Source organism: Streptomyces sp. ISL-10, from assembly GCF_018614575.1.
Taxonomy (GTDB): Bacteria; Actinomycetota; Actinomycetes; order Streptomycetales; family Streptomycetaceae; genus Streptomyces.
Genome location: NZ_JAGGOJ010000017.1, coordinates 69466 through 95124, shown reverse-complemented (window position 1 = coordinate 95124; position 25659 = coordinate 69466). Strand labels below are relative to the sequence as shown.

Here is a 25659-nt window from a genome sequence, read left to right as displayed (position 1 = left end):
CGACCGCCGCCGGTTCGCCGCCGTGCGGCCGGTTCGCTGCGGCGGGTCGCCGTCATCGGCGGGCGGATGCCGGGTACGCGTACGTCATGGACTGGCTGATCAAGCTCCCCGTCGTCGGCCCGATCGCCGCCCGGCTGATGCGCACGCACGCCTGGCGCAGCTACGAGACCCTGGAGCGGGTGCACTGGACGCGGCTGGCCGCGGCCGTCACGTTCCTCAGCTTCCTCGCCGTCTTCCCCCTCCTCACCGTCGCCGCCGCGATCACCGCGGCGCTGCTCGACCAGAAGGCGCTGGACACCCTGAAGCGCAGGATGTCCGAGCAGGTGCCCGGCATCTCCGACCAGCTCGACATCAACGGTCTGGTCGCCAACGCGGGCACGGTCGGGGCGGTCGCCGGAGCCCTGCTGCTGCTCACCGGCATCGGCTGGGTCGGTTCGATGAGGGAGTGCCTGCGGGCGGTGTGGGAGCTCGACGACGAGGACGCGGGCAATCCCCTGCTCCGCAGGGTCAAGGACGCGGGGGTGCTCGCCGGGCTCGGCGGCATCGGCCTCGCCTCGCTCGCCGCCTCGGCCCTCGGCTCCACCGCGGTCGGCTGGAGCGCGGACCGGCTCGGCCTGGAGAGGGGCGGCGTCGGCGGCGTACTGCTGCAGATCGCGGCACTCGCGGTCGCCGTGCTCGCCGACTTCCTGATCCTGCTCTATGTGCTGACGCTGCTGCCCGGTGTGCAGCCGCCGCGCCGCCGGCTGATCGTGGCCGGTCTCATCGGCGCGGTCGGCTTCGAACTGCTCAAGCTGCTGCTCGGCGGCTATATGAGAGGCGTCGCGACCCGCAGCATGTACGGCGCCTTCGGCGTGCCGATCGCACTCCTGCTCTGGATCGATTTCACCGCCAAACTTCTGCTGTTCTGCGCCGCCTGGACGGCGACGCGGGACAACGGACGCGAGCAGGTCAGGACCGCGGAAGGCGGCGCATCCGCTCGGGAAGCGGCCAACGGCGCTTGACCAGGAACGCCCCCGCGGCCAGGAGCACGAGCACACCGCCCACGACGGCGAGTGCGATGCCCCTGCCGCCCGAGCCGTGCTGGGCGGCGGCCACGGGCTTCGCGAGTGCGCCCTTGCCGTTCTTGGCCGGCTCGGCGCCGGACGACGGCGCATCGGCGGACTTCGGCGGCACCAGCTCACCGACCGGCGTGACCTTTCCGGCCGCCGCGAAGCCCCAGTCGAGCAGCCGGGCGGTCTCCTTGTAGACGGCCTGGCTCTCCTCGGAGTCCGGGTTCATGACCGTCACCAGCAGGACGCGGCCGTCGCGTTCGGCGACACCGGTGAACGTCGCGCCGGCGTGCGTGGTGTTGCCGTTCTTCACGCCCGCGATGCCCTTGTACGGCTCGATCCCGGCCGCCCCGGTGAGCAGGCGGTTGGTGTTCTGGATCTCGAACGTCTCCCGCTTCTTGCCCTCCTTCTGCTCGCCGGGGAACGCGGCGCGGACCGTGGAGCAGTACTCGCGGAAGTCCTTCTTCTGCATGCCGCTGCGGGCGATGAGCGTGAGGTCGTACGCGGACGAGACCTGACCGGGTTCGTCGTAGCCGTCGGGGGAGACGACGCGTGTGTCGAGTGCCTGCAGTTCCTCCGCGTGCGCCTGCATGTCCTGGACCGTCCGGGACATGCCGCCGTTCATCTCCGCCAGCACGTGCACCGCGTCGTTGCCGGAGCGCAGGAACACGCCGAGCCAGAGGTCGTGGACCGTGTAGGTCTGGTCCTCCTTCACCCCGACGAGGCTGCTGCCCTCTCCGACGCCCGCGAGGTCGGTGTCGGTCACCTTGTGGACCATGTCCTTGGGCAGCTTGGGCAGCACCGTGTCCGCGAAGAGCATCTTCATCGTCGACGCGGGGGGCAGCCGCCAGTGCGCGTTGTGGGCGGCGAGCACCTCACCGCTCTCGGCGTCCGCCACGATCCACGAACGGCCGCTGACGTCCTTGGGCAGGACCGGGGCGCCCGCGCCGAGCCTGACCTGAGTGCCCGGCTTGCCCAGTTGGGCCCCTCCGACCGTCGACATGCTGGCCGGCGGCTTGGGCTGTCTCCTGCCCGGCTTGTCGTCGAGCGTCGCCGCGGACGCGGGGACGGCTGTCATGGCGGGCAGCATCGCGGAAGCGACGACCGCGAGCGCGGCCCTTCTCGCGAACGGTTTGAAGGCAGCAGACAGAGCAGACACGCACGAGAACGTACAGGGCGTCGCAGAAAATATGGAGATCGGCCCGCTGGCCCGTCGCGAGTGATGCCGGGACAGAGCACCCCGCGAGGCCCGGTCGGCGGACGCCCGTGATACTTGACTCATGAAGCTCAGCCGCCCCGTGTCCTGGTTCCTGCTCGCGTTCGGGGTATGGAGCTGGTTCATCTGGATCACTTTCGTCAAAAACCTGTGGCAGGACGCCAGCGGACTCGCCTTCGACGACGCGGGCGAGCCGACCGGGTACTTCTGGGTCCATCTGCTGCTCGCCATCACGTCCTTTGTCCTGGGGACGGCCATCGGCATCATCGGGTTGCGCGGTCTGCGGGCATTGCGCCGTGAGCGCGCACACAAGGGGTAGGGAAACGCGTTCATGGTGGCTGTCGTCGTGCTCGTGATCATTCTGGCCGTCGCGCTGCTCGCGACGGCGCATTGGTACGTGTGGCGCCGCCTGGTGCGCGACACGACCGCACCCGGCGGGACCGCCCGCCGGGTGGGCACGACTCTGCTGTGGGTGCTGCCGCTGCTGTCGGTCGGTGCCCTGATGTCCGGCCGCGCGGGCGCGCCGTTCGTGGTGCAGCAGGTGCTGGCCTGGCCGGGGTTCCTCTGGCTCGCCGTGCTGCTGTATCTGGTGCTCGCCCTGGCGGCGGGTGAGGCGCTGCGCCCTGTGCTGCGCCGGGTTCTGGACCGCCGCGCCGCGATTGCCTCCAGCGGCTGGCCCGTTGCACCGGGCTCCGGCGGAGCCTTCGGTGCGCCGGTCTCCGGCGGCGGGTCGGCCGCGACCGGGAGCGCCGACTCGCCGGGAGCGGCTGGCGAGGGGGCCGGGGCGACCGAGACGGCCGTCCCGGCGGTGTCCGGCGGCGCTCGGGCCGCCGCTCCTGTGGAGCAGGTGAGCTTGCCCGGCGACGGGGCCGTGGCGACGAAGACCGTTGGCTCGCCGGAGATCGGCGGCGCCCGTGCCGAGGGTGCCCGTACGGACGCACCCGCCTCCGGCGGCGGGTCGGCCGCGACCGGGAGCGCCGACTCGCCGGGAGCGGCAGAGACCGCTCCCGCGGACGATGAGGCGGCGGGGGCCGACGCGCCCCGCGCGGCGCTCTCCCGCCGGGTGTTCGTCGCCCGGGTCGTCGGCGGCGCAGCCGCCACCGCCGCGCTCGGGACCGTCGGGTACGGCACGTACGGCGTCCTCCGCGGCCCCCGCGTCAAGCGCGTCACCGTGCCGCTCGCCAAGCTCCCCCGGGCCGCCCACGGCTACCGCATCGCCGTCGTCAGCGACATCCACCTCGGGCCGGTCCTCGGGCGCGCCCACACCCGGCGCATCGTCGACTCGATCAACGCCACCCAGCCCGACCTCGTCGCCGTCGTCGGCGACCTCGTCGACGGCAGCGTCGCCGACCTCGGGTCCGCCGCCGAGCCGCTGGCCGGGCTGCGCTCCCGCCACGGCGCGTTCTTCGTGACGGGCAACCACGAGTACTTCTCGGGTGCCGACGAGTGGGTCGACCACGTCCGCGAGCTGGGCCTGCGGCCGCTGCGCAACGAACGCGTCGAGATCGCCGGCGGTTTCGACCTCGCCGGCGTCGACGACGTCGCGGGGGAGAGCGAGGGGCAGGGCCCCGACTTCGCGAAGGCACTCGGGGACCGTGACCGCTCCCGCGCCGCCGTGCTCCTCGCACACCAGCCCGTCGTCATCCACGACGCCGTCGAGCAGGGCGTGGACCTCCAGTTGTCCGGGCACACCCACGGCGGCCAGCTGTGGCCGGGGAACTTCCTCGCGGGCCTGGCCAATCCGACCGTCGCGGGCCTGGAGCGGTACGGCGACACGCAGTTGTACGTCAGTCGCGGCGCGGGCGCGTGGGGCCCCCCGGTGCGGGTGGGGGCCGCGTCCGACATCACCGTCGTACAGCTCGCCTCCCGCCAGGCGTAGGCGCCGCCCGCAGGGCCGGGTGCCGGGCCAGGCGTCAGGCCTTCTTGCGGGCGGCCACCGTCTCCGCCATACCGGGCAGGAAGTCGGTGAACAGCTCGTGCACCTCGCGGACCAGCGGGCGCAGCACCCGGAAGCGGGCGAGCGCCACGCCCCGGGCGGTCAGCCGGGCGCCGCGTTCGGCGAGGCGCCTGCTGCGTTCGCTGTTCTCCGAGCGGTCGAAGACCCAGTACAGGACCAGACCCATCTGGGAGAGCCACATCAACTCCGGGAGGATCTCCCGCAGTTCCTCGGCAACCTTCGACTTCGACCCGGCCAGCACCTCCCGGTGGACGTCGATGGCGGCCTCGCGGGCGTGTTCCGACTCGGGGGAGAAGGGGCTGAGCGGGCTCTCCGGGTCGGCCGCGTTCTTGAAGAACTGGGACGCGAACTCGTGGTACGGCGCGGCGATGTCCAGCCAGGCGGTGAGCACGCCGGCCATCCGTGCCTCGAGGTCGGTCTCCTTGTCCAGCACGGGCCGGACCGCCGCCTGGTGCTCGGCGGCGATCCGGTCGTAGAAGCCCTGGACGAGGTGTTCCTTGGAGCCGAAGTAGTAGTACGCGTTCCCGACCGAGACACCGGCCTCCTTGGCGATGGCCCGCATCGTCGTCTTGTCGTAACCGCGCTCCTGGAAGAGCCGGAGCGCGGTTTCGAGGATGAGCGTGCGGGTCTGCTCGCTCTTGGGGGCCTTCGCTTCGGTCGGGGAGTTCGCTTCAGTCACGGTGCCCGAGCCTAGTCGGGTACCGAGCACCGGTCGTCGCAGGGAGCGGCCTCCGCCGGCCCCGCGACCAAGGGGGCTCCGGCCGGCCCCGCGGCCGCCGGGGCCTTTGCCGCCCCCGCCCCGGTCGCCTCGCGGTACTTGGCCGCGGCGAGCATCGTGACCCGCACGAACGGGGCGCCGGCCGGAGTGGCGAGCCAGTGGGCCCTCGGCCGGTGCTCGGCAAGTGCCCAGAGGCAGACGATCCACGCGGCCTGGCCCGAGTAGATCTGGCCCCGGTCGCCGATGACGGTGATCTCGCGCTTGGTCCGCGCGTGATCGAGCTGCGGGTATCTGTGCCGTGCCTCCGCCGAACCCGCGGGCACCAGGCGCAGCGGCACGAGCTGCGGCTGTCGCAGCAGCCAGCTCCGCAGGTGCACGCACAGGGAGCAGTCGGCGTCGTAGAGGACCGTCAGGGCCCGGACGGCGAGGCTCATCGGGGTCACGCTCCGGTGGGGCGGGTGGCGGGTGCGGCCCACGGGCCCACGGGCGCCTGCGGCGTCCAGCCCTGGGGTCCGACAGGCGGGGTCTGCTCGCGCTCCATCACCCGACGGCGGCGGATCTTGTTGAGCACGTAGACGTTGCCGAGGTGCATGACCCCGAGGACGAGCAGGACGACTCCGATCTTGACCGACAGGGCCTCGAAGAGACCGCGGGTCTCGGTGATCTCGTCGGCGGACCTGAGGTAGAGCGCGATGAAGCCGAGGTTCACGAGGTAGAAGCCGACCACCAGGAGGTGGTTCACGGCGTCCGCGAGCTTCTCGTCCCCCTTGAGCACGTCGGCGAGGAAGATCCGGCCGTTCTTGCTGAGTGTCCGCGCGACCCAGGCGGTGAGCCCGACGCTGATCAGCAGGTAGACGACGTACGCGACAACAGTGAGGTCCATGCCCCACCCTCCCTTGAACACGTTCAAAAGCTGGCAGGCATGACTGTAGACCTGTCTTTGAACATGTTCAAGTCAGAGTTGGCCCGGCGTGGGCGGGCGGGAAAGGGCGGGCGCGTGGAGCGGGCCGGGCCGTAACCTCGGCCGGATGACGCTCTCTTACGACGAGGCCGGTGAAGGCGCCCCGGTCGTCCTGCTCCACTCATCCGTGTGCGACCGCGGGATGTGGGACGCCCAGTTCCAGGCGCTCGCGGCCGCCGGGCACCGCGTGGTGCGCTGCGACCTCCGGGGCTACGGCGCCACACCGGTGGCCGATCGTCCGTATACGGACGCCGGTGACGTCCTGGGGCTGATGGACGCCCTCGGCATCGAACAAGCAGCCCTGGTCGGTTCCTCGTTCGGCGGCCGGGTCGCCCTGCTGGCGGCCGACGACAGCCCGCAGCGGGTGACCGCGCTGGCGCTGCTGTGCGCGGCCCCGCTACCGGGTCAGGAGCAGAGCGCCGAACTGGCCGCTTTCGACGCACGGGAGGACGCGCTCATCGAGGCGGGCGACCTGGCTGCCGCCGCCGCGTTGAACGTGGCCACCTGGCTCGGTCCGGACGCCGACGAGGCGGCCAGGGACGCTGTGCACAGGATGCAGCTCCACGCCTTCGAGGTGCAGAAAGCGGCGGAGAAGGCCGTGTCGGCCGAGGGTGCGCCCTATGTCCTGTCCGGCAACAGCGTGGCCGAACTGCCCGACTTCTCGGCGTTCGAGTCACCCTGCCTCGCCGTGTCCGGTGCGTACGACCTGCCGGACTTCCGCCGGGCGGCGGCCCGTGTCCCAGGGCTGCTGCCGAACGCCCGCCATCTCGAACTGCCCTGGGCCGGCCACCTTCCGGGCATGGAGCGGCCTGCCGAGATCAGCGCACTGCTGACCGGCTTCCTGGCGGGAGCGGCTCGCCCGGCGGGCGCGAGCGCCGTCTGAGGGACCCTGCCGGTCGGGAGGGCGTGCGTGATCAGACGCTACGGATGCGCGACGCGCTGGTCACGTAGACGACCGGCAGTGGCCGGCCCTGGAGTTGGGACATGGCAACGGTGACCTTCGCCGGCGGGACGGCGTCACGGGCGGGCGGCCACGCCCCGGAACCCGGGGCTGTGGCGTACCGGCCCTGGCCCGCCCTGGTCGCGCGTCTGCACCGGCGCCGGCCGCCCCCACCAGGCGCTGGGACAAGGCGGCGAGAGGTCTTCTCGACGGCGCCGACGCCGAGACAGTCCGGCGTACCGTCACCCCGTGGGCGGCCCTGGCAGCCGAAGGCGGCCGAGCGGAGGGCGGTGGCTGCGAACCCTGTGACGTGACCGCGGTCGGCGGTCTCGCCTGGCTGCTGTCCCCGCGCCCGCCGCACCCCTGGTCCGTCCGCACTCTCGGCGCCCTCGTCGAACGGCCGCCCGTCAAGGCGGTCGTCGCCGGTGCCGCGGTCCGGGCCCTGGGCCCGTGTGGAGGGCGGCGCCAGGCACGCCTGTCCCGGCTCGCCGACCGTGTCTCCCACACGGTGACGTTGAGACGGATTCGGCGTGCCCTCGCGCCATGGGGGCGGTCACCCGCCCGGGATCACATGCTGCTCAGCGAGCGCGCGTAGTTGATCTGCCCCATCACCTGCTGGAACGTCTCCGGGCCGCGGGCCGGGATCATCGTCGAGTGGTGCTTGCCGCCGCTGGTCACCGTGACCTGGATGAAGCCGGTCGTCTGCTTCTCCTTCATCAGGAGGAAGAGCAGGCCCAGCAGGCAGAAGATGAAGAAGACGATGGCGAGCACGATCGCGTGCGTCGGGATCTTCTCCTCCGTGCGCGACATGTCCGTCGCGTTCCACACCGCGCCGCGCAGCGGCATCGTCCCCGCGGGCGTCACGATGGAATCGCCCATGACGGTGATGTCACCGATCGACACCAGCGGCTGGCCGCCCGTCGTGGCGGGCACGCCGCCCGTGACCGGCACCGGCACACCGGCGGGCTGCGTCTGGGCGTAGGGCGGAGTCGGATCCTGTGGATAGCCGTAGCCCGGCGCCGCGTTCGGGTAGCCGTACGCCGGCGTTCCCGGCGGCTGGGTCGGTCCCCACTGGTACTCCGGCTCCCCGTCCCTGTACGGATTGGGCTCGGTCATCTCGTCCCCGCTTTCCTGCTGCGTCACGTCAGACGTCCCACGATCCTGCCAGGTCCGCCCCCGGTCGGTGAAGCCCGTACGGCGATACGGGCAGGGCCCCGACTCCACAGCCGGGAGTCGAGGCCCTTGACACCACGTCACATGAAGGACAGTGGCGTCAGAAGCGGCGTGTGATCAGCGCGCGCTTGACTTCCTGGATCGCCTTGGTGACCTCGATACCACGAGGGCAGGCGTCCGTGCAGTTGAACGTGGTGCGGCAACGCCACACGCCGTCCTTGTCGTTGAGGATCTCCAGGCGCTGCTCGCCCGCCTCGTCACGCGAATCGAAGATGAAGCGGTGCGCGTTGACGATCGCCGCCGGGCCGAAGTACTGGCCGTCGTTCCAGAACACCGGGCACGAGGACGTGCACGCGGCGCACAGGATGCACTTGGTGGTGTCGTCGAAGCGCTCGCGGTCCTCGGCGGACTGCAGACGCTCACGCGTCGGCTCGTTCCCCTTGGTGATCAGGAACGGCATCACGTCGCGGTAGGCCTGGAAGAACGGCTCCATGTCCACGACCAGGTCCTTGAGGACCGTCAGGCCCTTTATGGCCTCGATCGTGATGGGCTTCTCAGGGTTGATGTCCTTGATCAGCGTCTTGCAGGCGAGCCTGTTCTTGCCGTTGATCCGCATCGCGTCGGAGCCGCAGATGCCGTGCGCGCACGAGCGGCGGAAGGTGAGCGAGCCGTCGACGTCCCACTTGATCTTGTGGAGGGCGTCGAGGACGCGCTCCTTGGGGTCGATCTCGATCTGGAAGTCCTCCCAGACCGCGTGCTCCGAGACCTCGGGGTTGAAGCGGCGGATCCGGAAGGTGGCGGTGATGTACGGGGAGTCGGCGAAGCCGGCTTCCCGCTTCTCCAGGGTCGGGGTAGCCATCAGTACTTACGCTCCATCGGCTGGTAGCGGGTCTGGACGACCGGCTTGTAGTCGAGACGGACGGTCTCGGAGCCGTCGTCGCCCACCTCGCGGTACGCCATGGTGTGGCGCATGAAGTTGACGTCGTCGCGGTTGGGGAAGTCCTCGCGGTAGTGACCGCCACGGGACTCCTTGCGCGCCAGGGCCGAGACGGCCATGACCTCGGCCAGGTCGAGCAGGTTGCCCAGCTCGATGGCCTCCAGGAGGTCCGTGTTGAACCGCTTGCCCTTGTCCTGGATGGACACGTTCAGGTAGCGCTCGCGCAGCTCGGTGATCTTCTCGACCGCCGTCTTGATCGTCTGCTCGGTGCGGAACACCATCACGTTGGCGTCCATCGTCTCCTGCAGCTCACGGCGCAGCACCGAGACCCGCTCGGTGCCGGTGGAGTTGCGCAGCCGCTCGACCTGCTCCTGGACGAAGGAGGCGGGGTCCTCGGGCAGCTCGACGTAGTCGGCCTTCGCCGAGTACTCGGCGGCGGCGATTCCGGCCCGCTTGCCGAAGACGTTGATGTCCAGCAGCGAGTTGGTGCCGAGGCGGTTGGCACCGTGCACGGAGACACAGGCGACCTCGCCGGCGGCGTACAGGCCGGGGACGACGGTGGTGTTGTCGGCCAGGACCTCACCCTCGACGTTGGTCGGGATGCCGCCCATGGCGTAGTGCGCGGTCGGCTGGATCGGGATCGGGTCCGTGTAGGGCTCGATGCCGAGGTAGGTCCGCGCGAACTCCGTGATGTCCGGGAGCTTGGCGTCCAGCTGCTCCGGCGGCAGGTGGGTCAGGTCCAGGTAGACGTGGTCGCCCTCGGGGCCGCAGCCACGGCCTTCGCGGATCTCCGTGTAGATGGAGCGCGAGACGACATCACGACTCGCGAGGTCCTTCATGACGGGCGCGTACTTCTCCATGAAGCGCTCGCCGTCCTTGTTGCGGAGGATGCCGCCCTCACCACGGGCGCCCTCCGTCAGCAGGATGCCCATGCGCCAGATGCCCGTCGGGTGGAACTGGAAGAACTCCATGTCCTCCAGCGGCAGCCCGCGCCGGTAGCAGGCGGCCTGGCCGTCACCGGTCAGGGTGTGCGCGTTGGAGGTCACCTTGAAGAACTTGCCGGTGCCGCCGGAGGCGTAGATCACGGCCTTCGCCTGGAAGACGTGGATCTCGCCGGTGGCCAGCTCGTAGGCGACCACACCGGCGGACGTACGGACGCCGTCGACCTCGGTGATCAGCTGGTCGAGGACGTAGAACTCGTTGAAGAACTCCACACCCTCCTTGACGCAGTTCTGGTACAGCGTCTGGAGGATCATGTGGCCGGTGCGGTCCGCGGCGTAGCAGGACCGGCGGACCGGCGCCTCGCCGTGGTTGCGGGAGTGGCCGCCGAAGCGGCGCTGGTCGATGGTGCCGTTCGGCGTCCGGTTGAACGGCAGGCCCATCTTCTCCAGGTCGAGGACGGCGTCGATGGCCTCCTTCGCCAGGATCTCGGCGGCGTCCTGGTCGACCAGATAGTCACCGCCCTTGACCGTGTCGAAGGTGTGCCACTCCCAGTTGTCCTCCTCCACGTTGGCGAGCGCGGCGGCCATGCCGCCCTGCGCGGCGCCCGTGTGGGAGCGGGTCGGGTAGAGCTTCGTCAGCACGGCGGTGCGGCTGCGCTTCGTCGCCTCGATGGCGGCGCGCATGCCCGCGCCACCGGCGCCGACGATGACGGTGTCGTACTTGTGGATCTTCATGAGTGGATTACCTCAGCCCCGTGCCTAGCGGATGTTCGGGTCGAAGGTGAAGATCACCAGCGTGCCCAGAAGGATGGTGAACACCGTGGCGGTGTACAGCAGGCCCTTGAGCCACAGACGCGTGTTCGCGCGCTCCGCGTAGTCGTTGATGACGGTACGGAGGCCGTTGGCGCCGTGGAGCATGGCAAGCCACAGCATCAGCAGGTCCCAGGTCTGCCAGAACGGGGACGCCCAGCGGCCGGCCACGAAGGCGAAGCCGATCTTGGAGACGCCGCCGTCGAGCACGAGCTGGATCAGCAGGTGACCGATGACCAGGACGACGAGGACGACGCCCGAGAGGCGCATGAAGAGCCATGCGGCCATCTCGAAGTTGCCCCGGGTCGCCTTCGGGGTCTTCTTGGTGCGCTTGCGCGGGGCCTCGATGTACGGGGCCGGGTTGTCGACGTCGTAGACGCGGCCGCCCTCGACCTCGCCGATCGGGGAAGAAACCTCAGTGGACATCTCTCGCCTCAGCTCCCGAACAGTTCACGAGCGGCGTGGCCGAGCACCGGGTAGAGCGCTCCGGCCATCAGGACAATCCAGACGGCCATCACGGACCAGAGCATCTGCTTCTGGTAGCGCGGGCCCTTGGACCAGAAGTCCACGGCGATGACACGCAGGCCGTTGAGCGCGTGGAAGAGAATCGCGGCGACGAGGCCGTATTCGAGAAGCGCGACGATCGGCGTCTTGTAGGTGGCGACGACCTCGTCGTACGCCTCCGGGGAGACGCGGACGAGCGCGGTGTCCAGCACGTGTACGAACAGGAAGAAGAAGATGAGGACGCCGGTGACTCGATGAGCCACCCAGGACCACATTCCTTCCCGGCCGCGGTACAGCGTTCCAGCCGGCACGGAAGAACCCTCCGGGAGCGGGGATTGGGGCCTGCCGGCTTGGGATTGTCGGTCTGGCCCGGCCGGGTACGGTCCACCGGCCCCGGCCATCGTAGCGACGTGTTGTCGGTTCGTTCGCCTGGGGTCCACAGGTGTGATCAAACAGGCAGCCAAAATGCCCGGACGGGCTAGACGCGGCGCATTTCCCCCACCCTGTGACGTCGGATTACGGCCGGTCGGCCAGGGCGCGCGCCACTCGGGAGCGGGCGAGGGCGCGCAGTTCGCCGGCGGAGACGGACCGTTCTTCGTCAGGTTCGTGGGACAGCCGGCTGCGGATACCGGCGAGTAGTTGATCGAGATGTTCGTTCGGGCCGTACCGGTCGAGGCAGATGACGAACGCATGTCCGAATCGGCTCTCGTAGGCGGTGTGCGCGGCCGCCAGCGCGGTGTGCGCAGCCTGGGGCGCGTCGGGGTGCAGCCCGGCGGAAGCCTCGTGGACCAGTGCTTCGTGCACGTCGGCGGGGGTGAGGTCGTATCCGGCCTCGTCGCAGGCGGCGAGGAGCGCCTCCAGGTCCGGGTAGGGACGGTGGGCGACGACCCGGCGGGCCCAGCGGAGGCTGCCGCAGCAGTCGAGCAGTATCGCTTCGGCGGCCTCGGCCGGTGCGCTGTTGAAGTGCGCGAGGCCGCGCGGCGTGGCGCGCTGGGGCGATATGGGCGAGGGGGCGAGGGCGCTCAGGGCGCGGCTCGGGGCGTTGCCGGGGGTGTGGCTCCGGTGCCGGCTCCGGGTGTGGTGGAGTGTCGGCGGCCGTTCAGGGGTGCCGGCGTGGGACTCGCTGGACAGCGTCGGACTCCTCGAGAAGCCAGCGGGACGGCTGGGAAGAGGGGGAAGGGTGGGTCGCCACGCTATCGATGTGTGTCGAGAGCTGTCCGACCGATGCGCGAATTTCACCCGGACGGGAGAGTTTGGACTCATGCGATGGACGCCGGGGGTGGACGCTGAGAGTGGGCGTATAGGGGTGCTTCGATCGGGTTTCACCGTTTCCGGGAGGTTTGTGCATCATGGATCGCTTGATGGGTCGTTCTCGAAAGACGCACGTCGCCGGGGTGATGGCCGCCGCGTTCGCCGTCCTGTCGGTGACCGCGACCGGCTGCTCCGACGACGGACCGGCCGCAGCCGGCGCTGTCCCCGACCGGGCCGCGCCCACCTCCCCTTCCGTCACGCCCTCGCCCAGCCCCACGCGCAGCTACGCCCTGTCGAAACCGCCCGCCACGATCCCCTCCATACGTGACCACCAGGCCGCCCGCGGCCCCGGCTGGAGCCGCACCGCGAACAGCGCCGTCGTCGTGGCCAAGGGCAGCGAGGAGCTGGCGGACGAGGGCCGGCTGATCGCCCAGGAGCTGAAGCTCGGCTTCCGGGGGACGAACGCGGCCCGTTCCGGCGACGTGGAGCTGGCGCTCGCGGGAAGCGGCCCCGCCGAGTCGTACACCCTGACCACCAGCGGCGGACGGGTCCGCGTCACCGGCCCCGACCAGGCCGGCGTCTTCTACGGGACCCGCACGCTCAAGCAGGCCGTGCGCTCCGGCGGCGCGATGCCCGAAGGCGTCGTACGGGACAGGCCAGACCGCCCCCAGCGCGGACTGAACGTCGACATCGCCCGCAAGCACTTCACGGCCGGGTGGATCGAGGACCGGCTGCGCGAGATGGCCGACCTCAAGCTGAACCAGCTCGGACTGCACTTCTCCGACGACCAGGCCTTCCGCATCCAGTCCGACACGCACCCCGAGATCGTCTCCGATCCCCATCTCACCAAGGCCGAGGTCCGCCGCATCCTGGCGCTGGCGGCCCGGCTCCACATCACCGTCTTCGGCGAGATCGACTCGCCCGGACACCTGGGCGCCGTGCTGCGCGCCCATCCGCAGCTCCAGCTGCGCAACGTGCAGGGCGTGCCGCGGCAGGGCGCGATCGACATCTCGAAGCCCGAGTCGGCGAAGATCGTCGACGATCTGCTGCGCGAGTACACCGATCTCTTCGGCGGCGCGTGGTTCCACGTAGGGGCCGACGAGTACCAGGCGCTGACCGTCAGTGACCCCGCCGCCTCCTACCCCCAGCTGGCGACGGCCGCCCGCGAGAAGTACGGCGCCGGCGCCGGCGTCCAGGACCTGGCCGAAGGCTGGCTGAACGACCGCGCGGCCGTGGTGCGCGCCCAGAAGAAGCAGCCCAAGGCATGGAACGACGGCTTCTTCACCGGGGGAGTGGTCACCGCCGACAAGAACATCGAGGTCGAGTACTGGACGGGCAGGGAGATCGGCGCCCGCCCGCCGGTCGAGTACCTGGCCGAGGGCCGCAAGCTGGTGAATCTCAACGACGAGTACCTCTACTACGTGCTCGGCGAGCCGAATCAGTTCACGTACCCGACGGGCCGCCGCATCTACGAGGAGTGGACGCCGCTGGTGCTGCGCGGCAGCGAGCCGGTGCCGCAGCGGTACTCGTCGCAGATCCTGGGCGGCCGTTTCGCGGTCTGGTGCGACCTCGCGAACTCCCAGACCCAGGACCAGGTCGCGTCGGGCATCCGCCGCCCGCTCCAGGCGACGGCACAGAAACTGTGGGACCCACGGCAGCCGTCGCGGAGCTGGCCGGCCTTCGAGTCGCTGGCTCAGAAGCTGGGCTGACCAGCGCCGAACTCGCTGGACGGCGGCCGTCGCGCGGACATATGTTCCGCGGGCGGCCGCCGTTCGCGTCGGCCGCTTTCCTGTGCGACGCCGCTGGGGAGGGGCGTCGCTTTCGATCATGTTCCGTGGGGGTTGCTCAGCCATGCTCTGTTCCAGATGCCGGGAGAAGACGGTCACGGCCGGCGAGGATCACTGCGAGCGGTGTCCGGTCGCCGAGGCGAACACGTCCTCACCGCCGGTCCCGCCGGCCATGTCGATCTCGGCGCCGCAGGTGGTGCTGCGGTCGCCCGTGGGGCTGGGACGCGCGGTGGCCGTACTGCTCCTGCTGGTCGCCGTCAGCGACATCGCCGCCATGGTGGCCGCCCTCAATCTCCGGCGCCTGGCGGGCTTCATCGCCGCCGCCGACTTCATCGGTTACTCCGACGAGGACGCGGAGCTCGCCGACGCCCTGATGGTGGGGACTTCCCTCGTCCAGGTGATCGCCTACCTCGCGACCGTGGTGGTCTTCATCGTGTGGTTCCACCGCGTGCGTACCAACGCCGACGTCTTCGCGCCCGACCTGCTCAGGCGCGGCCGGGGCTGGGCCATCGGTGGCTGGTTCATTCCCTTCGCCGGCTTGTGGATTCCCCGCGGAATCGCAGCGGACGTGTGGACGGCGAGCCGCACGGACCCCTACGCGGGGGACGAGCACGAACCGCGGACGCTGGTGAACATCTGGTGGGCGGCCTTCGTCGCGTCCATGCTGTGCACGCGATACGCGGAACAGCGCTACGAGAAGGCCGAGACCGCGGAGGAGATCATCAGCGCCACGGAGAAGCTCCTGGTCTCCAACACGTTGGAGATCGTGGCGGCGGTCCTCGCGATCCTCTTCGTCCGAAGGCTGACGCACATGCAGCACACCAAGGCTCTGGAGCAGTCGGGGCTGACCGCCGCGGTGTGAGTCCGCCCGGGGGTGTGCGGGCTCACACCGCGGGTCCGCGGGGTTGGGCCAACTGCCGTGTAGGCGGGCCGCGTTCCCTGTGGGGGGAAGGTAACAGAGGTGTGGCGCAATCGTGCGCGAACAAAGCGAGCAGACGGTAACGTTCTGGCCACGGAGTGACGTTATCGAGCCAGCGGGCGCAGTAAGAGAAGTGACTTCGTCCGCGATGGGAGGCGTCCCAATGACGTCCAATAGCCTGACGGAACTGATCGCCGAGGCGGATGAGCGCGCTCTCGCCGCGAGCGGGCTCGCCTGTCTGGACCGTTGCCTGCCGCTCCTCGCCGACGAGTCGGATGCGCTGCGCCCTCTCTGGTCGGGCATCGCCGCGGGCGAGGACGGCTGGACCGAACGGCTCGCCGACGCGAGGGCCGCGCTCGACGCCGCCCCCGCGGCGGACCAGGCGGCCGCGCCTGTACGGCGCATGATCGGCGCGGCGCCCTCGGAATGGGTGGCCGGGCACCTCGCCGAGTGGGCGAAGGCCTGCTCCGCCCTGGCGCTCGAGGTCCACCGGGACCTCGACCCGTCGGGCGGCGAAGACGGGCCCCTCGTCGCGGGGGAGCGGCGGCGCCAGATCCAGATCCTGGAGATCCTCACCGCCACCGAGGGGGGCACCGGTCTGCGCCGCGCCATGGACCTGTCCACCGAGGGCCGGCGGGTGCTGCGCGCGGCGCTCTCCCGCAGGGCGCGCGCCCGGCCCTAGTCGCGGAAGCGGCAACGAAGACCTCCCGAGGTGGGCTGGGACCTCGATCGAGTCACGCAGAACTGCTTGAACCCTCTTCGCGAAGTGCGTGATCGGCGTGCCGCGACCAGTGACGCGCCGGCTGCCATGAGCGGTCAGCGGGTGCTGACGGGGCCATCCACCAGGGCCCGTGCCCTGCCCAGCGTGATGATCAGTTGTCGGTGGCGGGCAGCTCGCCCGCGCAGGTGGCGCGGCCGAACTCTCCCATGGCCGTGGCTCGTTGGACGTGCTTGCCCTGGATCGCGAGCGTGCAGGCCGCCTGGCCGCCCTTGTCGCCGAGGACGATGGCGATGGTCGGCGGCTTGCCCAGCGGCACCTGGACGGTCTTCTTCCACGGAAGCTCGGCATCCCGGACGACGGTTGCCGTGCCGTCCTCGCTGCGGGCGAGGTACGAGATCTCGACCGGACCCTCGCCCGTGACCTCGTACGTCACCGCGGCGGTCGGCACAGCCGGGGGCTTCGGCTTCTCCTCGGTGTCGAGCACGCCGTAGCCGACGAGCCCGCCGCATGCGAGGAGCAGGACGGCGGCGATCGCCACTCCTGCCCGGCCGCCGGCGCTCTTCTTCGGGCTCTCGTTCGCCGCCCCGGTGTCCGGCGTTCGCTCTTCATTCGCGTCTGCGTCGGTCTTCTCCGCGCCGGTCGCAGTGTCGGTCGCCGCGCCGGTCGTTTCCGCTTCGGCGGTTTCCGTGTCCGGAGTCTCGTCGGACTTTCCCGTCGGCTCTGCGCTTTCCGTGGATTCCTTGGATGACATGAACGGGGCCCGGCTTTCGGTGAGTCGGCTGAATCGGGTGACGTCGAACCGGGCGGTTATACACCACGCGTGGCACGCCGCGCGAGCACATGGACAAAAGAGGGCGAAGCAACTGGCCTACCTGCGTGTTGCCCTGAATGTCCGTCGGCTTGACGCCACGTCACTTCCCTGATCAATAATCCCCTGCCGCGCTCGTGAGTTGGTCCGATCCCTACTCACGTGCAGAGGAGCGGCACGGATTCAGGCTGCATCGGAAACCTCCGGTGGGGCTTACTCGGCATGCCGCTTTTCCGTGTGCGGATCCCTTCCGCCTGCGGGGAATCGGCCCCGCAGTGCGGAAAGGTATTGACGTGAAAGTTCCACACAGGAGATACATCTCCTGTTTGGTGGTGTCGGCCGTGGTGGCGGGAACGCTGCTGCCGCAGGTCGCTTACGCGGCCCCGCCGTCTGTGCCAGAGAAGGATGACGGCAAGGGTGTTGTCGACACCATAGCGGGCTGGTTCTCGGACGACGAAGAGGGCGAAAAGGGGGACAAGCCTCCTGTCGGTGGAAAGCTCGAGATACCGAGCCGGGAGAAGCTGCCGAAGGGCGAGAAGCTGCCTCCCGCCAAGCGGGTCGAGGAGCTGACGGAGCGGCGTACGCCGCAGGCGCGGTTCTGGCAGATGTCGGACGGGCGGGTGGAGGCCGAGCTGTCGGCGAAGCCCGTGTCGTACCGGTCGGGTTCGTCGTGGAAGCCGATCGACACGACGGTGCGCCCGAGCGACGCGAAGGGCTTCGACTTCGCGAACACGACCAACACCGGCCGCAGCTGGTTCGGTTCGGACGCATCCAGGCTGGTGCGTTTCGAGACGGCCGCGGGCCAGGCGGTCACGCTCGGTCTGGAGGGTGCGGCCAAGGGCGTCGCGCCGTCCGCGAAGGGCGACACGGTCACCTACAAGGGTCTGGCGTCCGGTGCGGATGTGTCGTACCAGGTGGGTGCGGGCCGGGTGAAGGAGAACATCACCCTCGCGGAACGCCCGGATGCGACGGTGAAGTTCGTGTTCACGCTGGACGCGGGCGCTCTGGAGCCGAAGGAGCGGGGCGACGGTTCGATCGCCCTGTTCGGCGAGGACCCGGCGAACCCGGTGCTGGTGATCCCGCCGGCGTTCATGACGGACGAGAAGAAGGACAAGGCGTCCCCGTACGGCACGTCGTACAGCGCGAAGGTGTCGCAGGAGCTGAGCCGGCACGGCAAGCAGTGGCGGCTGACGGTCACGCCGGACGCGAAGTGGCTGGCGGCGCCGGAGCGGCAGTACCCGGTCGTGATCGACCCGACGATCACCATCGCTCCGTCGGCCTCCGAGTCGCAGGACGTCATGGTCCGTTCGGACGCGCCGACGACGAACTTCAACAGCACGTGGGACATGTCGGCGGGCAAGACCAGCAGTACGGGGATCGCCCGTTCTCTGATCAAGTTCCCGCTGGACGAGATCCCGGCCGGTTCGAAGATCGACACGGCTCAGCTGTCGATGTACTTCGACCAGGTCCACACCTCCGGTTCCACGAATGTGGATGTGGAGGTCCGCCGGGCGACCGGTGCGTGGGAGGAGACCACGGCGACGTGGGAGAAGACCAGCACCTTCGTGGGCGAACAGTCGGCGACCACGGTCCTGATGGACGACGGTGACACCGGCACGGCCGCCGTCGGCGAGTGGCCGCGGGTCACCGGCACCGGCTACGCGAGCGACTACGCGTACAACAAGAACACCGCGACCGGTGAGTCGTACACCTGGCAGCCGCCGGTACCCGAGGCCGCCGACTACAAGGTCGAGGTCCACACCCCGGTGCAGACGGACGGCGCGACGGCCGCCCCGTACGCGGTGACCTCGGCCGAGCCGACCGCGAACTTCACGGTCAACCAGGCCACCGGCACGACCGGCTGGCGTCAGCTCGGCACCACGCAGATCGACTTCGCCAAGGGCAACACCGGCAAGATCGTCCTCGGCGACACCGGTGACTCCACGAAGCGGACGATCGCGGATGCGGTCCGGCTGGTCAACCCGGCGCAGATCCGCAAGGACGTCGGCGAGTACAACCAGTGGCACAACTTCCGGGTCGGCGACACCGTCCAGAAGTGGGTCTCGGGCACCTCGCCGAACTACGGCTTCGTCATCAAGGCCGTGGACGAGTCGTCGACGGCGCCGCTGGGCGGTCCGCAGTACGAGGCGGGGGACTACGACTACGGCGGTGAGACGTCCACGATCCCGCGTCTGACGGTCACCTTCGGCAAGGTCGGCACGTCGCTGAACTCGCCGACCGTCGTGCACGGCACCGGTCCGGAGCTGTCCTGGGCGGCGTACAAGAACACCACCGGTGACGCGAACCTGGACATCGTCGAGTACCAACTGCACCGCTCCACGCAGCAGGTGTTCACCCCCTCCGCGGCGACGCTGGTGGCACCGGTCGACAAGGCGGCGACCACCTACACGGACACGACAGCGGTGCCGACGCCGGACTCCAGCAGCGCGGAGATCGGCAAGTCGTACTACTACCAGATCGCGGTCAAGACGGCCGACGGTCAGGTGCTGGGCTCCCCGACGCGTGTGGTGGGCATCCCGAAGGCCGGCCGCACCATGCGGCTCATCCAGGCCGGCGCCGGTGTCACCGACACCACGCTCTCGTCGCTGAAGCCGACGACGAACCTGAACACGATCGAGCAGGGCACGGTCGGTCAGGACTGGCTGACGGTGGGCAACAACTCCGCCACCTACGACCGCACCCGCGCGGTCATCAAGTGGCCCACCACCACCATCCCCACCACCGCCACGGTGCTGGAGAGCCGGGTCTTCCTGTGGTCCACGATGACCTCGCGCGACGTCGCCACGTCCAAGGCCCAGTACAACCTGCACGGCCTCACGAGGGACTTCACCGAGACCCAGGCCACCTGGAACAACGCCACCTCCACCACCGCGTGGACCACGGCGGGCGGTGACCACTCCTCGGTCGTCTCCGACTACGTGCCGGCCTTCAACACCGACCTGGGCCGCCACTGGTGGGACGCCACGTCTCTCACGCAGGGCTGGGTCAAGACGCCCACCAGCAACAAGGGCACCCTGATCAAGCTGAAGGACGAGTCCACCACCGGCCCGCAGGAACGCTCCATCTTCCTGTCCTCCGCCGCCCCGGACCCGCAGCTGCGCCCGCTGCTGCGCGTGATCTACGTCGACTCCACGACGGAGGACACGTACTACGCGCCCACCACCCCGGCGCGGATGACGCCGAACACCACGTACACGGTGGAGTTCACGGTCACCAACACCACCGCTTCGGCGTGGGCCGCGGGTGAGCGGGAGCTGTCCTACACCTGGAAGCTCCCGGACGGCACGGACGTGACGACCGGCGGCAACCAGCTCAAGACGGCGATCCCGGCCCTGCTGCCGGGCAAGTCGGCCACCATCCAGGCCAAGGTCGCCACCCCGATCAACTCGGACTCCGGCAACAAGCGCAACGAGTACGTGCTCGGCTGGGACGTCCGCAAGATCGCCGACGGCAGCTGGCTTTCCGCCGGGACCGGCGGCATCCCGTCGCTGAAGCAGAACGTGGCGGTCGAGGATCCGACCTCCAACAGCCTCGGCATGGAGAAGTTCTACAGCTACACCGGGAAGAACACCGGCGCCGGGTCGACGGTCATGAACAACCTGGCCGCCGGCAACACCGTCTGGCAGTACAACGCGTTCACCAACCCGGGCCGGGGCCTGAGCACGTTCGCTCGGTTCGCCTACAACTCGCTGGACACCTCAGATACAGTGGCGGGTCACGGCTGGTCGTTCCAGGCCGCGGGCCCGATTCGGCTGGGTGCTCCGCTGGACTCCCACCCCAACCCGAACCCGACGGAGATCCGGCTCCCGGACGGCGACGGCACCACGCACGTCTTCCGCTGGGACAGCGTCAACAGCGTCTGGAAGGCCCCCGCGGGCGTCCACTACAAGGTCACGATGAAGTCGGGCCTGGACTGCAAGCCGACCAAGGACCCGGTCCCGGACGCCTGGACGCTGACGCGTCCGGACGGGACGCGCTTCCTGTTCGGCTGCGACGGCTACATGACGTCGGCGATCGACAAGAACGGCAACACGCAGACGTTCACGTACGAGGAGCGCAAGTCCAACAACAAGCCGACCAAGTTCCTCAAGTACATCACCGACCCGTCCCGTCGCCAGACGCTGACCGTCGACTACTGGACCAAGGGCCAGTCCGGCTACCAGTACGTCAATGACTCCGGAGTCCTCACCACGGATACCGGAGCGCTGAACAACTCCAAGATCTACGACCACGTGAAGTCCATGACGGACATCTCGGGCCGGAAGATCGAGTTCTACTACACCACCAAGGGCCTGCTCGGACAGTTCACCGACGGCGTGGGCTCGTCGCAGCCGAAGGTGTTCAAGTTCACCTACGACGCCACGCAGGGGAACAAGAACGTCAAACTGGTCAAGGCCACCGACCCGCGCGGCAACGCGACGAACATGGCGTACTACGCGCCGCAGGCCGGTGACGACCCGAAGTACCACTGGTGGACCAAGACGATCACCGACCGTCTGCAGGGCACCACGGGCTACACCTACGCCGTGAACGCCACGAACACCAAGTTCACCGACACCAAGGTCACCGACGCCGAGGCGCACGCCACCAACTACGTGACCGACGACTTCGGCCGCCCGGTGCAAACCACCAACGCCAAGGCGCAGACCACAAAGATGTCGTGGGACGCGGACAACAATGTCACCTACATGGAGGAGCCGAACGGCGCCAAGACCGCGTACTGCTACGACCAGAAGACCGGCTACATCCTCTGGTCACGCGACGCCGAGAACAACAAGGCCGGCGTGCCGACCGCCGCGGACTGCGCGCCCGGCACCTACCCGGCCAACGCGGCCAAGTTCGAGTATCAGACCCGCGTCGACGGCTACTCCGCCGACCTGTGGCGCAAGACCTCACCCGAAGGACGTGCCTGGCAGTTCGGGTACGACGGCTTCGGCAATCTGAAGACGGTCACCGACCCCAAGGGCGTCGCCACGACCACGGCGGGCGACTACACCACCTCGTACGAGTACAACTCCTACGGCCAGCTGACCAGGGCCACTGACGCCAACGGCAACCCAACGTCGTACAGCGGCTTCGGTCCGACCGGCTACCCGGCGACCATCACCGACGCGCTGGACGAGTCCACGTCCTACGTGTACGACGCGCGCGGCCAGGTCACCGAAGTCATCGATGCCCTCGGCAAGAAGACCACGCAGACGTACGACACCTTCGGTCGTCCGCTGGTCCGAGCGGTCCCCAAGGACCAGGCGTCGGGCGACGTGATCATTACGACAGCACCCGAGTACGACGCCAACGACAACGTCACGACGTCCACCGCGCCCAATGGAGCGGTGTCCTCGGCCGTCTATGACAAGGCGGACCAGATCGTCTCGGCGACCGGGCCGAAGGACACGGCCACCTCGGGCGAGAGGAAGTCGACCTACACCTACGACAAGGTCGGCAACCTCAAGACCACGACCGAGCCGAAGGGCGTCGCCACCACCGCCGACGCCACGGACTACGTCACGACGAACCATTACGACGAGATCTACCAGCTGACCTCCGTCGTCAACTCCGAGGGTCACAAGGTCAGCTACGAGTACGACAACGTCGGCAACGCGACGAAGGTCATCGACCCGAAGAAGAACGCCACCGCCGACACGACCGACTACACCAGCAAGACCGCCTACGACCTGAACCACCGGGTCACGACGGTCACGGACGCCGCCGGCAAGACCACGAAGCGGGCCTACAACAAGGACTCGCTGGTCACGTCGACGACGGACGCGGAGAACAACACCACGCTCATCGACTACGACGAGCGCGGCAAGCAGACCGAGGTCAAGGTCCCGCGCAGTGGCACCACGGACATCACCTACCGCACGACCCGGTACGAGTACGACCAGGTCGGCAACACGACCAAGGTGATCACACCCCGGGCGGTCGAGGCAGGGACGACCACGGCGTTCACGGCCCGCACCGAGTACGACGCGCTGAACCGGCCCAAGCGGCAGTACCAGCCGTACGACCCGGCGGACGCCCGCCACAACGACCCGAACGTCTACACCGAGACCGTGTACGACGCGGTGGGCCGGGTGGCGAAGACCACGCTGCCGCCCTCGGAGGGGCAGACGGTTCGCAACACCACGTCCTACGACTACTTCGACAACGGCTGGGCGAAGGGTTCCACGGACCCGTGGGGCATCACCACCACATACGACTACAACGCCCTGGGCCAGCAGACGGCCAGAACGCTGACGTCGGCCGGCGGTTCGTCGAACCGCACGATGACGTGGTCGTACTACCCCGACGGCAAACTCAAGTCCCGCTCCGACGACGGTGTTCCTGTGGGCAAGGACGTGGTCCTGGTCGACAACTCCGACACTCAGAACGCCTCCTCCACGGGAACCTGGGCGAAGGGAGACCTCACAGGCCAACACGGCTACGACCACCAGGTTCACGCCGCCGGCACGGGCACCGACTCGTTCGCCTGGACCCTCAACATCCCGACGGGCGGTACCTACGCCGTCTACGTGAAGTACCCCACGAACACCAGCGCGGCCGCGGACGCGAAGTACAAGGTCACGCACGCCGCGGGCAGTACGGACAAGACCATCGCGCAGAACGCCAACGGCGGCACGTGGGTCTCGCTGGGCTCGTACGACTTCCAGCAGGGCAACGCCGCCAGACTGCAGGTGTTCCAGAGCCAGTCCGGTGCCGTCATGGCCGACGGTGTGAAGCTCGTTCGTGACAACTCCACCGAGACCGACGACGAGAAGAGGACCTTCAGCTACGCCTACGACGCCAATGGCAATATGACGTCCATCGACGACACGTCGTCCGGGTCGCGGATCGACGCCTACACGGTCGCCTACACGAGCCTCAACCAGGTTCAGAAGGTGACGGAGGCGCTGGCGGGCACGGAGAAGAAGGCCACGTCGTACACGTACGACGCCAACGGCCAGCCGGAGACGGTCACCCACCCCAGCCAGTTCTCCAAGTACACGTACGACCTCCGGGAACTGGTCAAGACGGTCTCGGTGGGCAAGTCCGCGACGGACACCGACCCCAAGGTCACCTCGTACACGTACACCGACCGCGGCCAGAAGCTCAAGGAAACCAAGGCCAACGGCAACACCGTCGATCACACCTACTACCTCGACGGCGGCCTGAAGTCGACGACGGAGAAGAAGGCCGACGGCACCACACTGGTTGCCTCGCACACCTACGCCTACGACGCCAACGGCAACAAGGCGCAGGACGTGGTGAAGAAGATGAACGCCGACAACCACGCGGCGTACCTCGACTCCAAGACCGACTACACCTATGACCCGGCCGACCGGCTGACCAAGTCGGTGAAGACGGGCAACGGCGCCGGCACGGAGACCTACGTCCACGACGACAACGCCAACGTCATCAGCCAGACGGTCAAGGGCACCAGCACCAGCTACCAATACGACCGCAACCGGCTGCTGACCGCGACGGTGTCCGGCGTCACGGCCAACTACAACTACGACCCGTTCGGGCGCCAGGAGTCGGTCACCTCCGGCGGCAAGGTCATCGAGCGGAGCGTGTACGACGGTTTCGACCACGTCGTGGAGTCCCAGAAGACGGACGACGCCGGCGTGATGAAGTCGACGACATACACCTTCGACCCGCTGGACCGCACCGCCTCGAAGACGGCGGACGGCAAGACCACCGACTTCGAGTACCTCGGCCTTTCCGGCGAGGTCCTCGACGAGAGGGTCGCCGGCGAGCTGACCAAGTCGTACCAGTACAGCCCGTGGGGCGAGCGCCTGTCGCAAATCAAGCACAACACCGACGGCACGACCGAGGACGGCTTCTACGGCTACAACAGCCACACCGACGTCGAGACCCTCACGGACAGCAGCGGCAACACCAAGGCCACGTACGGCTACACCGCCTACGGCTCCGAGGACGAGTCCGAATTCACGGGCATCGACAAGCCGGACGCCAACGAACCCACGAAGGAGACGTACAACCCCTACCGCTACAACGCCAAGCGCTGGGACGCCCAGTCCGGCACCTACGACATGGGCTTCCGCGACTACAACCCGGGGCTCAACCGCTTCACCACCCGGGACATGTACAACGGCGCCCTGGCCGACATGAACCTCGGGGTGGACCCGTACACCGGAAACCGGTACGCCTTCACCGGGGGCAACCCCACCAGCTTCGTCGAATTCGATGGCCACTTCTCCATCACGGACCTCGCGAAGGACGTCCTGAAGTTCGCCGGCAAGAGGAACCCGGTGGGCCTGGCCAGCTCCGTATCGGGCCTGTTGTTCGACTTCGATCCCGTCGGTGACGCCGTTGACACGGTGGTCGACGAGATTTTCGGAGAGACCGAGTCCCGCTGGTACCAGATGAAGGACTACGACAAGGGCCGTTTCCTCACCCCTGATGGAGAGGTGGAGACGGATCCGAGCATCGGTTCCGGCGACCTCCCCCCGAGCTGTCTCAACGGTGGGCAGACCTGGGTCTTCTATCAGCCTCTGGACGACCAGGGGCGTGCCACGGGCATGCATGCCTGCCTCAACAAGGGAGACTTCAACTACACGAAGGACAACGGAGAGACTGCCTTCCCCGACAATGACGCCACCGCGATCTGGGGATCCAAGGCGCCCTGGCCCGTCGAGGACTGGGGAGACAACCCGAAGGGCATGAAGTCCGGTATGCACAGGGGGCATCTCCTGGCAAATCGACTGGGCGGTGACGGTGAGGACCGCAGGAATCTGGTCCCCCTGTATGCCCGCGTCAATACGCCGGAAATGCGGGACATCGAGAAGGAGATAGCCGAGCGTATCCAAGGGAGTGAGACGATTCTGTACAGTGTGATCCCGCACTACGGAAACGGTGGAAATGTGCCGACGAGTCTCACCTTGACCGCTGTCGGTAATAAGGGGTATAGACTGAACTACCCCTTGATCAATCAGCCATAGC

At 68.7% G+C, this 25659-nt stretch carries 19 protein-coding genes; 8 read left to right on the top strand and 11 right to left on the bottom strand.

The window, feature by feature from the left end; translation table 11 throughout:
* The first annotated feature begins 86 nt into the window (after positions 1 to 86).
* A complete protein-coding gene (locus J7E88_RS21360) occupies positions 87 to 1001 on the top strand; it encodes a YihY/virulence factor BrkB family protein (protein WP_215183461.1) in 915 nt (304 codons plus the stop codon).
* Here the strand turns inward: J7E88_RS21360 and J7E88_RS21355 are convergent.
* Entirely contained in the window at positions 949 to 2391 is a 1443-nt protein-coding gene (locus tag J7E88_RS21355; protein WP_374196304.1) for a D-alanyl-D-alanine carboxypeptidase, read from the bottom strand. The genes J7E88_RS21360 and J7E88_RS21355 overlap by 53 nt on opposite strands.
* Between J7E88_RS21355 and J7E88_RS36060 the strand changes: the two genes are divergently transcribed.
* Both J7E88_RS36060 and J7E88_RS21350 read left to right on the top strand, forming a co-directional pair.
* Entirely contained in the window at positions 2330 to 2584 is a 255-nt protein-coding gene (locus tag J7E88_RS36060; RefSeq protein WP_251022982.1) for an SCO4848 family membrane protein, read from the top strand. The two genes, J7E88_RS21355 and J7E88_RS36060, sit on opposite strands and share 62 nt — an antisense overlap.
* A gap of 12 nt (positions 2585 to 2596) precedes the next feature.
* A complete protein-coding gene (locus J7E88_RS21350) occupies positions 2597 to 4144 on the top strand; it encodes a metallophosphoesterase (RefSeq protein WP_215183459.1) in 1548 nt (515 codons plus the stop codon).
* A 34-nt stretch (positions 4145 to 4178) separates the two neighbouring features.
* Here the strand turns inward: J7E88_RS21350 and J7E88_RS21345 are convergent, their stop codons facing one another.
* From J7E88_RS21345 to J7E88_RS21335, 3 genes are read right to left on the bottom strand one after another with little or no spacing between them, the layout of a single operon-like run.
* Complete coding sequence (locus J7E88_RS21345; protein ID WP_215183456.1) at positions 4179 to 4901, bottom strand: TetR/AcrR family transcriptional regulator; 723 nt, start codon at positions 4899 to 4901, stop codon at positions 4179 to 4181.
* An 11-nt stretch (positions 4902 to 4912) separates the two neighbouring features.
* A complete protein-coding gene (locus J7E88_RS21340) occupies positions 4913 to 5374 on the bottom strand; it encodes a thiol-disulfide oxidoreductase DCC family protein (protein ID WP_215183454.1) in 462 nt (153 codons plus the stop codon).
* A 5-nt stretch (positions 5375 to 5379) separates the two neighbouring features.
* Complete coding sequence (locus tag J7E88_RS21335) at positions 5380 to 5823, bottom strand: hypothetical protein (protein ID WP_215183452.1); 444 nt, start codon at positions 5821 to 5823, stop codon at positions 5380 to 5382.
* A 145-nt stretch (positions 5824 to 5968) separates the two neighbouring features.
* Here J7E88_RS21335 and J7E88_RS21330 point away from each other — a divergent pair, with 145 nt between their 5' ends.
* A complete protein-coding gene (locus J7E88_RS21330; RefSeq protein ID WP_215183450.1) occupies positions 5969 to 6784 on the top strand; it encodes an alpha/beta fold hydrolase in 816 nt (271 codons plus the stop codon).
* Between the two features lie 624 nt (positions 6785 to 7408).
* On the opposite strand, the gene J7E88_RS21325 is transcribed toward J7E88_RS21330, so the two are convergent.
* From J7E88_RS21325 to J7E88_RS21300, 6 genes are all read right to left on the bottom strand, one after another.
* Positions 7409 to 7957 carry a hypothetical protein gene (locus tag J7E88_RS21325; RefSeq protein WP_215183746.1) on the bottom strand — a complete coding sequence of 183 codons (549 nt, stop codon included), beginning with the start codon at positions 7955 to 7957 and terminating at the stop codon, positions 7409 to 7411.
* 157 nt (positions 7958 to 8114) lie between these two features.
* The gene (locus tag J7E88_RS21320) at positions 8115 to 8873 is read right to left on the bottom strand and encodes a succinate dehydrogenase iron-sulfur subunit (RefSeq protein WP_159688274.1); all 759 of its coding nucleotides are present in this window, start codon (positions 8871 to 8873) and stop codon (positions 8115 to 8117) included.
* The gene (gene sdhA / locus J7E88_RS21315) at positions 8873 to 10627 is read right to left on the bottom strand and encodes a succinate dehydrogenase flavoprotein subunit (RefSeq protein ID WP_215183447.1); all 1755 of its coding nucleotides are present in this window, start codon (positions 10625 to 10627) and stop codon (positions 8873 to 8875) included. The genes J7E88_RS21320 and sdhA overlap by 1 nt, the downstream gene beginning before the upstream one ends.
* Before the next feature lie 24 nt (positions 10628 to 10651).
* Entirely contained in the window at positions 10652 to 11128 is a 477-nt protein-coding gene (locus J7E88_RS21310; protein WP_215183445.1) for a succinate dehydrogenase hydrophobic membrane anchor subunit, read from the bottom strand.
* Positions 11129 to 11136: 8 nt separating this feature from the next.
* The gene (gene sdhC / locus J7E88_RS21305) at positions 11137 to 11517 is read right to left on the bottom strand and encodes a succinate dehydrogenase, cytochrome b556 subunit (protein ID WP_177153346.1); all 381 of its coding nucleotides are present in this window, start codon (positions 11515 to 11517) and stop codon (positions 11137 to 11139) included.
* Between the two features lie 205 nt (positions 11518 to 11722).
* Positions 11723 to 12469 (bottom strand): 2-oxo-4-hydroxy-4-carboxy-5-ureidoimidazoline decarboxylase, encoded by a 747-nt coding sequence (locus tag J7E88_RS21300; RefSeq protein ID WP_215183443.1) that lies wholly within the window; start codon positions 12467 to 12469, stop codon positions 11723 to 11725.
* 98 nt (positions 12470 to 12567) lie between these two features.
* Here J7E88_RS21300 and J7E88_RS21295 point away from each other — a divergent pair, with 98 nt between their 5' ends.
* From J7E88_RS21295 to J7E88_RS21285, 3 genes are all read left to right on the top strand, one after another.
* Positions 12568 to 14166, top strand: coding sequence for a glycoside hydrolase family 20 protein (locus tag J7E88_RS21295; RefSeq protein ID WP_215183441.1), 1599 nt, complete (start codon positions 12568 to 12570; stop codon positions 14164 to 14166).
* A gap of 142 nt (positions 14167 to 14308) precedes the next feature.
* The gene (locus J7E88_RS21290; protein ID WP_251022981.1) at positions 14309 to 15106 is read left to right on the top strand and encodes a DUF4328 domain-containing protein; all 798 of its coding nucleotides are present in this window, start codon (positions 14309 to 14311) and stop codon (positions 15104 to 15106) included.
* 220 nt (positions 15107 to 15326) lie between these two features.
* Positions 15327 to 15845, top strand: a complete 519-nt coding sequence (locus J7E88_RS21285) for a hypothetical protein (RefSeq protein ID WP_215183439.1) — start codon at positions 15327 to 15329, stop codon at positions 15843 to 15845.
* A 190-nt stretch (positions 15846 to 16035) separates the two neighbouring features.
* Here the strand turns inward: J7E88_RS21285 and J7E88_RS36055 are convergent, their stop codons facing one another.
* Positions 16036 to 16635 (bottom strand): hypothetical protein, encoded by a 600-nt coding sequence (locus J7E88_RS36055; RefSeq protein ID WP_251022980.1) that lies wholly within the window; start codon positions 16633 to 16635, stop codon positions 16036 to 16038.
* Between the two features lie 1355 nt (positions 16636 to 17990).
* Here J7E88_RS36055 and J7E88_RS21275 point away from each other — a divergent pair.
* Complete coding sequence (locus J7E88_RS21275) at positions 17991 to 25658, top strand: DNRLRE domain-containing protein (RefSeq protein WP_251023002.1); 7668 nt, start codon at positions 17991 to 17993, stop codon at positions 25656 to 25658.
* Position 25659: the final 1 nt, after the last annotated feature.